The sequence below is a fragment of the Staphylococcus massiliensis CCUG 55927 genome (assembly GCF_000298075.1).
Classification (GTDB): Bacteria; Bacillota; Bacilli; order Staphylococcales; family Staphylococcaceae; genus Staphylococcus; species Staphylococcus massiliensis.
In genome coordinates this window covers 779,800-793,661 of record NZ_JH815593.1, presented here as the reverse complement: position 1 = coordinate 793,661, position 13,862 = coordinate 779,800, and the positions used below count along the sequence as shown (strand labels likewise).

The following is a 13,862-nucleotide window of genomic DNA, read 5'->3' as shown; positions in this document are numbered from 1 at the left end:
GTTATACTTTGTTCATCATTAAATTCAAGGAGGGAATCTTCTTATGGCACTTATTAAAGTAACTGATTCTAATTTTGAAGAACAAATTAAAGAAGGCGTTAATCTTGTGGACTTTTGGGCAACTTGGTGTGGCCCATGTAAAATGATCGCGCCTGTTCTTGAAGAACTTGCTGAAGATTATGACGGTAAAGCTAACATTCTAAAATTAGACGTTGATGAAAACCAATCAACTGCTGCTAAATATGAAGTTATGAGTATTCCAACTTTAGTCTTATTTAAAGACGGCGAGCCAGTTGACAAAGTTGTTGGCTTCCAACCTAAAGAAAACTTAGCTGAAGTTATCGATAAACATCTATAAATTTAAACTTCTTATTTTAAATATTGATTTAGATTAAGAATAAATCACAGGCTGGGACATTTGTTCTTGCCTGTTTTTTTGGTAATCCTTATGACTATGGAATAAGGGTTCTCATCAGTCGCGGTTGGTTTGAAGTTAAATGACGCTTATCATGATTGCTTAATATGACTTAATGCGGGAGGTTGCTTTCGTTTTGAGTGTCCTTTTTGAAAAGTGCCATGGGACATTTTAAGCTATTTTTGAATTGTTATTAAGGTATACCTTAATTTGACAGTATCTATGAATTTAAATAGGGGTATATACCTATCGAAAGGGCTTTTGCTAGAAAGGCATCCCAAAAGAGGTCAATAAGATGTTTCTAAAAAGTAATGTGGGTGCTCGAGCGTGGCCAATCAGATATTGATGTGAACCATTTAAGTAGGTGAGATTATGGAAGACTATAAAGAAAAGATTAGGAATAAATTAGACTTGGTCCCTATGGATCCAGGTTGTTATTTAATGAAAGATCGTAATAATCAGGTTATTTATGTCGGAAAGGCGAAGCGACTTAGAAACCGATTGCGTTCATACTTCACAGGCGCGCATGACGCTAAGACCACGCGTTTAGTCGGTGAAATTCGAAATTTCGAATTTATCGTAACGTCGAGTGAAATCGAATCGTTACTCCTAGAATTAAACTTAATCAAACAATACCAACCTCGTTACAATATTCTTCTTAAAGACGACAAAAGTTATCCATTTATCAAAATCACAAAAGAAAAACATCCAAGGTTGCTTGTTACGAGAACGGTTAAACCTAAAACTGGTAAGTATTTTGGACCTTATCCAAATGCTTATTCAGCACAAGAAACGAAGAAACTACTGAATCGTATTTATCCATTTCGAAAATGTGATAAAATGCCTGACCGTTTATGCTTGTATTACCACATCGGTCAATGTTTAGGTCCGTGTGTTAAAAAAGTTGATCAGAGTAATTATGATGAAATGATTAAAGGTGTGACGGACTTTCTCAATGGGGAAGATCATACCATAACTGAAAACCTTGAAAAGCGTATGCTTAAAGCAAGTGAAGATTTAGACTTCGAACAAGCTAAAGAATATCGAGATTTACTCCAACACATTCAAAACTTAATGAAGAAACAAAAAATTATGTCGAGTGACCAAACGATACGTGACGTATTTGGTTACAGTGTTTCTAAAGGATGGATGTGCGTTCAAGTTTTCTTTATTAGACAAGGTAATATTATTGAACGTGATACGACGATGATTCCAATTCAACAAACGCACGAAGAAGAATTCTATACATTTATCGGTCAGTTCTATGAACTTAATCAGCACATTCTACCTAAAGAGGTTCATATACCTAATGATCTTGATTCTAAAATGGTAGAATCTGTGGTTAATACGAAGGTAGTGAAACCGAAACGTGGTCCTAAGAAGGATCTCGTACAACTTGCGATTAAAAATGCGTCTATTTCGCTTAACAATAAATTTGAAATGATTGCGCGTGACGAATCTCGAACGATCAAGGCGATTGAAGAAATTGGTGATGCGATGCAAATTCAAACCCCAATTCGAATTGAAGCATTTGATAATTCTAACATTCAAGGTGTAGACCCCGTGTCCGCAATGGTGTCATTTGTAGATGGTAAGCCAGATAAAAAGGGTTATCGTAAGTTTAAAATCAAATCTGTAGAAGGCCCAGATGATTACAAGTCTATGCAAGAAGCGGTTCGTAGACGTTACACACGTGTACTAAATGAAGGGTTACCATTGCCCGACTTGATTATCATCGATGGTGGTAAAGGGCATATGTCTTCAGTTAATGATGTCTTAATGAATGAACTTGGACTTGATATACCTATTGCTGGTTTACGTAAGAACGAAAAGCACCAAACATCAGAATTGTTATATGGTGAAGAGGCTAACGTGATTCCTTTAAAAAAGAACAGCCAAGCATTCTACTTACTGCAACGTATTCAAGATGAAGTCCATCGCTTTGCGATAACGTTCCACCGCAAAACACGTCAAAAGACTGGAATGAAATCTGTACTCGATCAAGTTGAAGGTATTGGACCTAAAAGACGTACGCAATTGCTACGTAAATTTGGTTCAATTAAGAAGATGAAAGAGGCTGAAATTAGCGATTTTACAGATATTGGATTACCTAATAAAGTCGCTCATAACTTAGTTTCAGCTTTAAATCAATCTAAAAGTTGATAAATTTGATATGAGAATCATTCTCATGCCCAAAAACACTTAATTTAGTGTTACAATGTTAAGAGTAAGATTTCTTTTTTAAGAATATTTGAAAACGATTTCTTAAAATTAAGAAATGATAACAGCAAAAAGAAATCAAATATTATATTAGTTTTGCAGGGGGGACTTCCTTTTGGAACATACGAAGAATCAATTCTATCTTAGACGTTTACACTCTTTACTAGGCGTCATTCCATTAGGTGCTTTTTTACTTGTTCACTTAACTGCTAACTTCCAAGCTACTGGAGGCGCAGAGTCGTTCAACAAAGCATCAAACTTCATGGAATCATTACCATTTTTATATGCGTTAGAATTTATCATGATTTATATTCCAATTCTGTATCACGCAATATATGGGGTACATATCGCATTCACTGCTACTCACAATGTGGGTCATTACTCAAGATTTAGAAATTGGATGTTCTTATTACAACGTATTACTGGTTTAATTACATTCCTTTTCGTATTCGTTCACTTATGGCAAACTCGTATCCAAAAATTATTTGGACATGAAGTGAACTATGATATGGTACACCAAATCGTGACTAACCGATTTTGGTTAATCTTCTACATCATCGGTATCCTAAGTGTTATCTTCCACTTTGCGAATGGTTTATGGTCATTCTTAGTAACATGGGGTATCTTACAATCACCAAAATCACAACGCGTATTTACATGGGTTTCATTATTAGTATTCCTAGTATTAAGCACGATTGGTATTAGCGCAATTTTAGCATTCTTATAAGATCTTTTTTACATTTAGGGGAGTGACATTTCTATGGCAGACAAAAAAATCATTGTTGTCGGTGGAGGACTTGCCGGTCTGATGTCAACAATTAAAGCAGCAGAAAAAGGCGTACATGTTGACTTATTCTCAATTGTACCTGTTAAACGCTCTCACTCTGTATGTGCGCAAGGTGGTATTAACGGTGCAGTTAATACAAAAGGTGAAGGTGACTCACCAGCAATTCACTTTGACGATACAGTTTATGGTGGGGACTTCTTAGCAAACCAACCACCAGTTAAAGCAATGACAGATGCAGCACCACAAATCATTCACTTATTAGACAGAATGGGTGTTATGTTCAACCGTACGAACGAAGGTTTACTTGACTTCCGTCGTTTCGGTGGTACTTTACACCACAGAACAGCATTCGCTGGTGCGACTACTGGTCAACAATTACTTTACGCTTTAGACGAGCAAGTGCGTAGCTATGAAGTAGACGGGCTTGTTACGAAATATGAAGGTTGGGAATTCTTAGGCGTTGTTAAAGACGATGAGAATAAAGCACGTGGTGTTGTTGCCCAAAACCTTACAACTTCAGAAATCGAATCATTCGGTTCAGATGCCGTAATTATGGCAACAGGTGGTCCTGGTATCATCTTCGGTAAAACAACGAACTCAATGATTAATACTGGTTCAGCAGCTTCTATCGTTTACCAACAAGGTGTTAAATACGCTAACGGTGAGTTCATTCAAATTCACCCTACTGCAATCCCAGGTGACGACAAACTTCGTTTAATGAGTGAGTCAGCACGTGGTGAAGGTGGCCGTATTTGGACTTATAAAGATGGTAAACCTTGGTACTTCTTAGAAGAGAAATATCCTGACTATGGTAACTTAGTTCCTCGTGATATCGCGACTCGTGAAATTTTTGATGTTTGTGTTAATCAAAAATTAGGTATCAACGGTGAGAACATGGTATACCTTGACTTATCTCATAAAGACCCACATGAGCTTGATGTTAAGCTTGGCGGTATCATCGAAATTTATGAGAAATTCACAGGTGATGACCCTCGTAAAGTACCTATGAAGATCTTCCCAGCTGTACACTACTCAATGGGTGGCTTATACGTAGACTACGATCAAATGACTAACATTGACGGTTTATTTGCTGCTGGTGAGTGTGACTTCTCACAACACGGTGGTAACCGTTTAGGTGCGAACTCATTATTATCTGCTATCTACGGTGGTACAGTAGCAGGTCCTAACGCTGCAAAATACATTGAAAACATCGATAAATCATACACTGAAATCGATCAAAGCATTTACGAAAAACGTGTTAAGGAAGAACAAGATCGTTTCGAAAAATTACTTAACATGAACGGTACTGAAAATGCTTATAAACTTCACCGTGAATTAGGTGAATTAATGACTGCTAACGTTACAGTAGTTCGTCATAACGATAAATTATTAGAAACTGATAAGAAAATCGTTGAATTAATGAAACGTTATGAAGATATTGATATGGAAGATACTTCAACTTGGAGTAACCAAGCAGTATTCTTCACACGTCAATTATGGAATATGTTAGTTTTAGCACGAGTGATTACAATTGGTGCTTACAACCGTAACGAATCACGTGGTGCACACTACAAACCAGAATTCCCAGAACGTAACGATGAAGAATGGTTAAAAACTACTTTAGCTGAATACAAAGGTAGAAATGAAGCACCTTCATTCACTTATGAAGATGTAGATATTAGCCTTATCCCACCACGTAAACGTGACTATTCTAAAAAGTCAAAAGGGGGTAAATCATAATGGCAGCTACAGAAACAAAAGACAATGTACAACAACATGAACAACCTAAACAAAATACGAATAAAAAGATTAAATTAATTATCAAACGTCAAAAAGATAATAAATCTCAACCATATAACGAGACATTCGAAATTCCTCACCGTGATAATATGAACATTATCGCTTGTTTAATGGAAATCCAACGTAACCCTGTAAATGCTAACGGTGAAAAAACAACACCAGTTACTTGGGACATGAACTGTCTTGAAGAAGTTTGTGGTGCTTGTTCAATGGTTATCAATGGTCAAGCGCGTCAATCATGTTCAGCAATCGTTGACCAATTAGAACAACCAATCAAACTTGAACCTATGAGTACTTTCCCTGTAGTACGTGACCTACAAGTTGATCGTTCACGTATGTTCGACAACCTTAAGAAAATGCAAGCATGGGTACCAGTTGACGGTACTTATGACTTAGGTCCTGGTCCACGTATGCCAGAAAAAAAACGTCAAACTGCTTATGAATTATCTAAATGTATGACTTGTGGTGTATGTTTAGAAGTTTGTCCTAACGTTACTCAAAAGAATGATTTCGTTGGTGCGCAAGCGATTTCACAAGTACGTTTATTTAACTTACACCCAACAGGTGCGATGTCTAAAGATGAACGTTTAGATGCATTAATGGACATGGGTGGTTTACAAGAATGTGGTAACTCTCAAAACTGTGTGAATGCTTGTCCAAAAGGTATTCCTTTAACAACATCTATCGCAGCTATGAACAGAGAAACAACATTCCATATGTTTAAATCATTCTTCGGTTCAGACCACGAAGTAGAATAATTGAGTATCAGTTTTACCAGCAAAGCATAAGCTTTGCTGGTTTTTTTGGTTAAAATTGTTTGATAATACGAAAATAAAATTTCTAAACAGCTGACTCCTAGGGGTGGGGTCCCCGGCAAAGAAATTTGCGCAAGCAAATTATCAAGCTATGCAAGCCGGGGCTTGAGTGTGGAACAAAGTAGCTAAGCTACTTTGTAAGTCCAACTAACAAACTGAAAGTTTGAGTTGGGCTATACAGGAAAGCATGCTGTTTAGGAATCTAAATTATATCTATAAAAACTATATTTATATAGGTACGTTTAAGGTTGAAATTATAAAGGGCTTTTCAAGGGGAGTGAAAAATGGAATCTTATTGCATCATAATTCAATGAAATATCAATCAAAGTTACATTGTGATAAAATATAATTCAAGACTTGTAGTAGATAAGGGTGAAACACGATGAATAAACCAATCGGTGTCATTGACTCGGGAGTCGGTGGTTTAACTGTTGCGAAGGAAATCATGCGACAACTCCCTAATGAAACCATTTATTATTTAGGGGACATTGGAAGATGTCCTTATGGACCGAGAGACAAAGAGGAAGTGTGTCTCTTTACAAATCAACTTGCCGATTATTTAGTTGATCACTTTGATATTAAAATGCTCGTGATAGCTTGTAATACAGCTACAGCAGTTGCCCTTAAAGACTTACAGAAACGTTTAGCCATTCCGGTTATTGGTGTTATAGAACCGGGTGCTCGAACAGCAATCATGACAACAACGAATAATAACGTTCTCGTATTGGGAACTGAAGGTACGATAAAATCTGGTGCGTACCGTAGGCAGATTATGAGTATCAATCCAAACGTCAAAGTTTCAGGTGTCGCGTGCCCAGGATTTGTACCGCTTGTAGAACAATTAAGATATGATGATCCTACAATTACGAGTATTATTATTCATCAAACGCTTAAGCAATGGCGTTCAACGAAAGCTGATACTGTTATATTAGGTTGTACGCACTATCCATTACTATATAAACCAATTCATGACTATTTTGATGGTAAGAAGACGGTCATTTCGTCTGGTTTAGAAACTGCGCGTGAAGTAAGTGCACTCTTAACATTTAGTAATGAACATGCGCATTACACGCCTAAGCCAAAACATCGTTTCTTTGCGAATGGATCCACAGTACATATTGAACGCATAATTAAACATTGGCTTAAAATTGATCAATCTGTAGAACAAATTTCGATTCAATAGGGGGTATTTCTAATGGCAGATATTGTTATTGCTTCTGGAAACCAAGGTAAAATTAGTGACTTTAGAGTTATCTTTCAAGATGATAATGTGATTGGTATCAATCAATTAATTGAAGATTTTGATGTAGAAGAAACGGGCGAGACCTTTGAAGAGAACGCGAAACTGAAATCGGAAGCAGCTGCGAAAGCTTTGAATAAACGTGTTATTAGCGACGATAGCGGGTTAGTAGTCGACGCGCTTAATGGTGAGCCAGGCATTTATTCAGCTCGTTATGCGGGTGTAGATAAAGATGATGAAGCAAACATCGATAAATTGTTAGATAAGCTTAAAGATGAGAAAAATCGTACGGCGCGTTATGTATGTGTGATTAGTATGACAGATCCTGATGGTACGACGCGTACGTTTGAAGGCTCTGTCGAAGGAGAGATTACGTTATCACGTATCGGTGAAGAAGGTTTTGGTTATGATCCTGTATTCTTTGTGCCATCATTAAATAAAACGATGGCTCAATTATCAGGTGATGAAAAGTCTAAAATTAGTCATCGAGGCAAAGCTATCGAACAACTTAAATCTTATTTAAAAGGTGAGTCTGAACATGGGGACTAAAAAGTGGATTATTGTAAGTGACAATCATAATGAAAAAGGAATTCTTTACGACATTTTTGAACAACATCGTGATGCAACACAGCTAATTCATCTAGGTGATTCAGAATTCGATTACGATGACACGGAGCTAAGCTTATATAAGCGAGTTAAAGGAAACTGCGACTTTGATCCAAACTTCTTAATGGAAGACAATATTCAAGAGAACCATATTAATGCGTTCTTTACGCATGGTCATATGTATAACGTGAATAGCACGCGTCAGAATCTTGCGTTAAAAGCCAAGACGCATAACGCACAGTTTGCGTTTTACGGTCATACACATGTAGCGAAACATGAAATTTTCGGTACAATACATGTTATTAATCCGGGAAGTATTAGTCAGTCTCGTAGTGACGTAGAAGAAACATATGCGGAGCTAATTATTAATACGACAACGCATACTGGGTTATTGAACTTACGTAATCGTAATCATGAAGTTATAGATCATAAGAAACTACATTTATCCGTATAAAAGATAAGAGCCTGGGACATAAGTAGTGAAATAGAGCATTTAAACTTTATTTCACACAATTCTCAAAACAGCTGACTCCGAGGGCGGGGCCCCGGCATTTATCATAGAACAAAGAAGCTCAGGCTTCTTTGTAAGTTCAACTAACGAATTATAAATTCGAGTTGAACTTTACAGGAAAGCATGCTGTTTAAGAGAATTGTAGTAGTATGTCCCAGACCCATTTTAGAGTTATTATTTACGACGTTTATTACGAATAACTTCTTTAATGATTGTTGTAATAATCATTGTGATGATACGTTTCATCGTTATCCCCCTTATAAACTGTTTGTTTCTTATCATACTAAAAATTTTTATTGAGCACTAATCATTTGAACGTTAAAAATTTGTAAATCCTGTATACAGGTGTAAAATAGCGTGTTATGTGATATTTCACTACAAATAATTCGTATTCAAGTATTGATTTGTTATGAATGTTTAGTTATAATTAATCTTGTGTTAAAAATTGAGTCCTGGTAGCTCAGCTGGATAGAGCAATGGCCTTCTAAGCCATCGGTCGGGGGTTCGAATCCCTCCCAGGACGTTTGTTGGTATTGTATTATGGGTTTTCATTCGTTTTAGATGAATGGAACCCTTTTATTATGCGGTTTATTAAGTTGATGAGGGTCAACTTTTTATTATACTTTTTTCGAAGTTTTCCCCAGTTTTTCCCCATAAATATTTAAGTTTTTAATTAGTAACTTCATCCTTTCTACTTGAGATGATATATATCACTAAAACCTGCTTCATTAATATTAAAGTAAGTTGACAAATTTTTACTTCAGATAGCTTGTGATACTACCTTAAAATCTAAGTAGTTTTAATAGGTAAGTAGAGATTTTAAACACTTATATATAAATAAGGAAAATAGTTTTGCACTGATTTATATGTTATAATTAAACTGGAATAACGCTAATTATCTCATATTGACTCGTTATTATTTAATTATTATACGGGTTATATCTTGTTTTAAGATTCTATTTAAAGTAGAGGTACTATGAGTAGTAAAACAAAAAGTATTATAAAAATCGTCTACAATATTGTAGTTACCGTGATTATCATTAGAAGAATGATTAAGTCTAAATAACTTAGTTTAATCGTTTAGTTTTAAAGCATTTTGAGTGTAGTTACGTATCAAACGCTCAAAGTGCTTTTTTAATGAAAAAAGATATTTATTAAGGTATTTTAAAATATTGTAAAGTTTCATGTAAGCATCAGATAATATTTTATTACATGTTATAATTTAATTGTTGTATTGCATAAACTTCTTATAAAGGTAAATGCTTCTTAGTGTTTGCCTATTTTTATTTGTCTTTTTCTTGGTTGTAGAATTCTTAATGCTATTAAAATAATATGCTTGAACACACATTATATTGAAAGGGCTTTTCAAAAAGTATCTTGAAATGATTTGATATTTAAATTCAATGAGTAATCTTCTAGGAGGTATGTATCATTGAGGTTTTTAACGAAGTCGTTATTAATGGGGGCACTTGTTATGACTGGATGTGCTAACGACACTTCTACTAATAATGAGGAACCTAAAGATGTCGAAACGTCTGACAAAGCACAGCAGCCGAAACACCGTAAAGTTGTCAAAGATGGAAAGACTTATATTGATGGCATCTTGGTGGCAAATAAGGAAATAGGTTTACCAAGTAATTTCGTCCCAGGCGAAGATCCTGAAGCTCAAATAGCTATTAATAAAATGATTGCTGATGCAAATAGAGAGGGCATTCAGTTATACAAAGTTAGTGGTTTCAGATCTTATCAGACTCAAGTTCAATTATTTAATAACTATAAAGCGAGAGATGGGGAAGAAGCTGCGAATAAATATAGTTCTAAACCTGGTCATTCAGAACACCAAACAGGTTTAACTTATGATGTAGGTGAAGTGGGTTCTCCTCATAATTTGTACCAAAGTTTTGGGCAAACTCGTGCAGGTTTATGGGTTAAAAAGCATGCGTCTCGTTATGGGTTCATCATACGATATCAAAAAGGTAAAGAGGATGAAACGGGTTATCAGTATGAGCCATGGCACTTGAGGTATTTGGGCCAGGACAAAGCACGAGATGTTAAGGATTCAGGTAAGAGTTTAGAAGCATATTTAGGTTTGTATAATGAAGAAACTAATGAAAGAAGAACTGCGCCTTTATCATAATGATTAAAAACCTAGAGCAACTTCTTTAAGGAGGTTGCACTAGGTTTAATTAATTTAGTTCTTAATTAAGTATTTATAGATACCGTAAAAGGCAATCAATTTAAAACACATTGCGAGAACGAATATGATAGTTAACGTGTAATTGAATGCTGTTGAGATAATCATAAGGAACATTAAGATACACACGATACTCATTAAGACAAGAAAGTATCTAAGCAATTGATCCTTTTTATCTTCTGGTACTCTTTTTGGATCAATAAAAGTAATCATATCTAAGTTTTTGGTACGGTAAATCAGCACACTTAAAAGGAATATAGCCGTTGGGACAATTATCGCGATAACTAATGTTGTAGTCATAAGTATCTCCTTAGTACGTTGTTTAACTCTATTTTACTATAAAATTGTATAAAATGTGATGTGAAATTATAGCCTTTACATTTAATTAAAATTTTAACTTAATCTGGAATTCTAAATTCTTAATGTTTGCGTTATTATTGAATTTAATAGATAATGAATGTGTAAATAATTGTAAAGATTATTTGATTATTTCTAAAGAAAATCTTTAACGATAATTCAATCATTAACATTACGTAGCATAAGGCAATTCTATTAATAGAGGAGCATTAACGTGAAAAAATTATCATATATTCTACTTGCGAGCTCATTATTATTAGCTGCTTGTGGTGGCAATAATAATGAAGAAAAAGACTCTCAAAAAGAAGAAAAACAAAGTGAAACGAAAGCATCACAAGATGAAAAGAATAACGAAAATGTGGCTAACGCAGATGAAAAGCAACAAGAGCAACCAAAGCAAGATCAAGCACAACAAACGCAAACTCAAGATAACCAACAACTAAATCAACAGCAAGCTCAGCAACCACAACCTCAGCAAAAGCAAGAACCATTTATTAATACAAGTGACATTCGTACACAGTGGGATTTAGCGACTGTGATGCGTGGTAACTTTACACCAGCTGAAAAACAGGAAGCTTATAATAGTGCGGTTCGTAACGAAGTGATTCCTAAAGATGCTAAAGAGAAAGCTCAAAATGCGAACTATACGCCTGAACAAAAGAAACAAGCATATGATAAAGCAGTAGAAAATGGTCTTATTAACAAAGATGAAATGTCACAACAACAGGCAGAACAGGCTGTTGCGCAATATCAAAACCAATAATAATTCTTTAAAGATTACTTGAAGATTGTTCAAGTAATCTTTTTTTAACGGGATTGTAATGTGGATTTGAGGGTGGTTTGGTTGCAATTACAAGTATTTTCCTTTAATAATTAAATTAGAAATAGTAAATAAACTATTTCAGTAATTAAAACATTAATCAAATGATTATTACTATTTAGTAATAAGAAATCGAATTGTTTTTCATTTGAGAGGTTTTACATAGGCATATCCAAATCCGTAGATAAAAAAGGAGACTGAATATGAAAAAGATTTTATCATTATTACTTGCAAGTTCTGTAGTGTTTGCCGCATGCGGTGGCGGGCAAGGTCAAGAAGATAAAAAAGAAGAACCCAAAGAAGAAAACAAGAAATCAAACGATCCTAAAAAATCTGAAGGCGAATCTGAATCAAGTGAAGAACAGTCTTCTGAAGAAAAAACTGCTCAAAAAGAAGATCAAGAAGGCGTAAAATTACCTTCAGCAGAAGCAGGTAATGGTGAAGCAAGTGCTAGTCTAGGTGGTGCAGAGGCTGAAGGCGACAAGCAACAAGATGGTGCAAATGCGCAACAATCTGGACAGTCACAACAATCTCAGCAATCAAATGGTGGTCAAGCTGACGCTGACACAAGCACTGCTATTGAAACTGCTAAAGAGCATGGTGTAACTAAAGAAAACGTTAATAAAGCAATTGATGACTTACAAGGTCAATAAAATGATGTAAGGCTTAGACATTATTTACGATATGAGCATATAATGTCTAAGCCTTTTTTACATATTAATGAAGATTTCTTCTAAAGAGGGTTCATGTACTTGTATGCCATAGACACTGTATCCTAAATGAACAAGTTGGTTATTGATTTTAGGTATACAAGTTTGATCCACCATACATACAATTAGTGAACCTTCATCATATTGAATTGAAAGTAGCTCGTTCTTAAATGCTTCACTAAGCGTGTGATAATCCTTTCGCTCTAACTTAGGAACTTTGAACGTCACCTGAATTTCCTTAAGATAAGCGGCACGAATTTCCTCTAAACTCCCATCTATTTCAATATGACCATTTGCCATAATACCAATTTTATCGCTAAGTTTCTCAACCTCATCTAAGTTATGTGATGTATAACATACTGTTGTTCCGTTATGTGCTAAATCTTTCATTACAGCATGAATGGCTAAAACAGAATTTGCGTCAACGCCTGAGGTAGGTTCATCTAGAAATACCAAGTCAGGATCGTTAATTAAAGCCTGTGCAACACCTAACTTTTTCTTCATACCGAAGGAATAATTTTTAACTTTAGTTTCGATACCATCTTCTAAGCCAACTCTTTTAAGAATAGAAATAAGCGCTTCTTTAGATTTCTTGGCTTTTAACAAACGATTAAAATAAACCATATGTTCAAGACCTGTTAAGTTGTTATACATCGTATTGTAATCAGGCAGGACACCGATTTTAGCTTTAGGTGTAGTGATATGCACCTGTCCACTCGATGGTTCGATAAAACCCGTGATGATGTTTATAAGTGTGGATTTACCGGCACCATTCTTACCAAGAAGGCCGTAGACTTCACCTTGTTCAATTGACAGGTTGACTTGATTGAGCACTTGGTGACTACCGAAATGTTTCGTTAAATTTTGTACTTTGATATTCGCCATTATAACGCCTTCTTTCTAAATAGAATCAGACTGAGTGTAATAAATATGATTGAAAATAGTAATGGTACAACTGTTAAAAAGACCATTCCTTCTTGAGTAATGTAATAAAGTGGCGTCACAAACTTAAATATTTTTAAGAGGATATGGTCTGAAAATTGTGCCCATATACTTAATACCATCATAATGATTGATAAGGCGATGCCGAATACATTTGTAACTGCTGGGTTATTGATAATTACCGAAAGTAGCATTGCGAGACCAATGAAATATGAATAAAATGTACATAAATGAACGAGTGGTAGCAGCAATACATGATGTGCATACGCTGAAACGATCATTATAGATGTGGTCAAACAAATGAACCAAAATATGTGAAATGCAAAGTATTTACCGAGTACGATTTCAACACGGTCGACCTTTGTGACGATAAAACGAATTGTTCTGGATTTAACTTCTTGATTAATTGCGTCGTGTGATAATGCGAAAGTAAACAAAGGTCCTG

At 35.3% G+C, this 13,862-nt stretch carries 14 protein-coding genes and 1 tRNA gene; 12 read left to right on the top strand and 3 right to left on the bottom strand.

All coding sequences use genetic code 11. The annotated features are described in order from the left end of the window. Nucleotides 1-43: 43 nt before the first annotated feature. The 10 genes from trxA to A33S_RS0104110 all read left to right on the top strand — a co-directional run bounded on the left by trxA (nucleotide 44) and on the right by A33S_RS0104110 (nucleotide 10,531). Nucleotides 44-358 (top strand): thioredoxin, encoded by a 315-nt coding sequence (gene trxA / locus A33S_RS0104155; RefSeq protein WP_009384495.1) that lies wholly within the window; start codon nucleotides 44-46, stop codon nucleotides 356-358. A 429-nt stretch (nucleotides 359-787) separates the two neighbouring features. After that, a complete protein-coding gene (gene uvrC, locus A33S_RS0104150) occupies nucleotides 788-2,578 on the top strand; it encodes an excinuclease ABC subunit UvrC (protein WP_009384497.1) in 1,791 nt (596 codons plus the stop codon). Nucleotides 2,579-2,750: 172 nt separating this feature from the next. Continuing rightward, on the top strand, nucleotides 2,751-3,362 hold the full coding sequence (locus tag A33S_RS0104145) for a succinate dehydrogenase cytochrome b558 subunit (protein ID WP_009384499.1): 612 nt from the start codon (nucleotides 2,751-2,753) through the stop codon (nucleotides 3,360-3,362). Nucleotides 3,363-3,395: 33 nt separating this feature from the next. Then, nucleotides 3,396-5,162, top strand: coding sequence for a succinate dehydrogenase flavoprotein subunit (gene sdhA, locus A33S_RS0104140; protein WP_009384501.1), 1,767 nt, complete (start codon nucleotides 3,396-3,398; stop codon nucleotides 5,160-5,162). After that, nucleotides 5,162-5,980, top strand: coding sequence for a succinate dehydrogenase iron-sulfur subunit (gene sdhB / locus A33S_RS0104135; RefSeq protein WP_009384502.1), 819 nt, complete (start codon nucleotides 5,162-5,164; stop codon nucleotides 5,978-5,980). Before sdhA ends, sdhB begins: the two co-directional genes overlap by 1 nt. A gap of 439 nt (nucleotides 5,981-6,419) precedes the next feature. Continuing rightward, nucleotides 6,420-7,220 carry a glutamate racemase gene (gene racE, locus A33S_RS0104130; RefSeq protein ID WP_009385698.1) on the top strand — a complete coding sequence of 267 codons (801 nt, stop codon included), beginning with the start codon at nucleotides 6,420-6,422 and terminating at the stop codon, nucleotides 7,218-7,220. 12 nt (nucleotides 7,221-7,232) lie between these two features. Continuing rightward, nucleotides 7,233-7,826: an XTP/dITP diphosphatase gene (locus A33S_RS0104125; RefSeq protein WP_009385700.1), complete on the top strand. Its 594-nt coding sequence runs from the start codon at nucleotides 7,233-7,235 to the stop codon at nucleotides 7,824-7,826. Continuing rightward, on the top strand, nucleotides 7,816-8,337 hold the full coding sequence (locus A33S_RS0104120; RefSeq protein WP_009385702.1) for a YfcE family phosphodiesterase: 522 nt from the start codon (nucleotides 7,816-7,818) through the stop codon (nucleotides 8,335-8,337). Before A33S_RS0104125 ends, A33S_RS0104120 begins: the two co-directional genes overlap by 11 nt. Before the next feature lie 506 nt (nucleotides 8,338-8,843). Continuing rightward, nucleotides 8,844-8,917 (top strand) — tRNA-Arg (locus tag A33S_RS0104115). 909 nt (nucleotides 8,918-9,826) lie between these two features. Beyond that, nucleotides 9,827-10,531, top strand: coding sequence for a M15 family metallopeptidase (locus A33S_RS0104110; protein ID WP_009381556.1), 705 nt, complete (start codon nucleotides 9,827-9,829; stop codon nucleotides 10,529-10,531). Between the two features lie 54 nt (nucleotides 10,532-10,585). Here A33S_RS0104110 and A33S_RS0104105 read toward each other — a convergent pair whose 3' ends face one another. Next, the gene (locus tag A33S_RS0104105) at nucleotides 10,586-10,888 is read right to left on the bottom strand and encodes a hypothetical protein (protein WP_009381557.1); all 303 of its coding nucleotides are present in this window, start codon (nucleotides 10,886-10,888) and stop codon (nucleotides 10,586-10,588) included. Between the two features lie 271 nt (nucleotides 10,889-11,159). Here A33S_RS0104105 and A33S_RS0104100 point away from each other — a divergent pair, with 271 nt between their 5' ends. Further along, a complete protein-coding gene (locus A33S_RS0104100) occupies nucleotides 11,160-11,708 on the top strand; it encodes a hypothetical protein (RefSeq protein ID WP_009381559.1) in 549 nt (182 codons plus the stop codon). 260 nt (nucleotides 11,709-11,968) lie between these two features. After that, the gene (locus A33S_RS0104095) at nucleotides 11,969-12,418 is read left to right on the top strand and encodes a hypothetical protein (RefSeq protein WP_009381561.1); all 450 of its coding nucleotides are present in this window, start codon (nucleotides 11,969-11,971) and stop codon (nucleotides 12,416-12,418) included. A gap of 57 nt (nucleotides 12,419-12,475) precedes the next feature. Here A33S_RS0104095 and A33S_RS0104090 read toward each other — a convergent pair whose 3' ends face one another. Next, nucleotides 12,476-13,360 carry an ABC transporter ATP-binding protein gene (locus A33S_RS0104090; protein ID WP_017176590.1) on the bottom strand — a complete coding sequence of 295 codons (885 nt, stop codon included), beginning with the start codon at nucleotides 13,358-13,360 and terminating at the stop codon, nucleotides 12,476-12,478. Next, nucleotides 13,360-13,862 (bottom strand): hypothetical protein (locus A33S_RS0104085; RefSeq protein ID WP_081502232.1); only part of this gene is annotated, 503 nt, incomplete at its 5' end. The genes A33S_RS0104085 and A33S_RS0104090, both read right to left, overlap by 1 nt.

Excerpts from the sequence above, each read along its gene's own strand:
- trxA (WP_009384495.1), top strand. The coding sequence starts at position 44 with ATGGCACTTATTAAAGTAACTGATTCTAATTTTGAAGAACAAATTAAA.
- uvrC (WP_009384497.1), top strand. The coding sequence starts at position 788 with ATGGAAGACTATAAAGAAAAGATTAGGAATAAATTAGACTTGGTCCCT.
- sdhA (WP_009384501.1), top strand. The coding sequence starts at position 3,396 with ATGGCAGACAAAAAAATCATTGTTGTCGGTGGAGGACTTGCCGGTCTG.
- sdhB (WP_009384502.1), top strand. The coding sequence starts at position 5,162 with ATGGCAGCTACAGAAACAAAAGACAATGTACAACAACATGAACAACCT.
- racE (WP_009385698.1), top strand. The coding sequence starts at position 6,420 with ATGAATAAACCAATCGGTGTCATTGACTCGGGAGTCGGTGGTTTAACT.
- A33S_RS0104125 (WP_009385700.1), top strand. The coding sequence starts at position 7,233 with ATGGCAGATATTGTTATTGCTTCTGGAAACCAAGGTAAAATTAGTGAC.
- A33S_RS0104120 (WP_009385702.1), top strand. The coding sequence starts at position 7,816 with ATGGGGACTAAAAAGTGGATTATTGTAAGTGACAATCATAATGAAAAA.
- A33S_RS0104105 (WP_009381557.1), bottom strand. The coding sequence starts at position 10,888 with ATGACTACAACATTAGTTATCGCGATAATTGTCCCAACGGCTATATTC.
- A33S_RS0104095 (WP_009381561.1), top strand. The coding sequence starts at position 11,969 with ATGAAAAAGATTTTATCATTATTACTTGCAAGTTCTGTAGTGTTTGCC.
- A33S_RS0104090 (WP_017176590.1), bottom strand. The coding sequence starts at position 13,360 with ATGGCGAATATCAAAGTACAAAATTTAACGAAACATTTCGGTAGTCAC.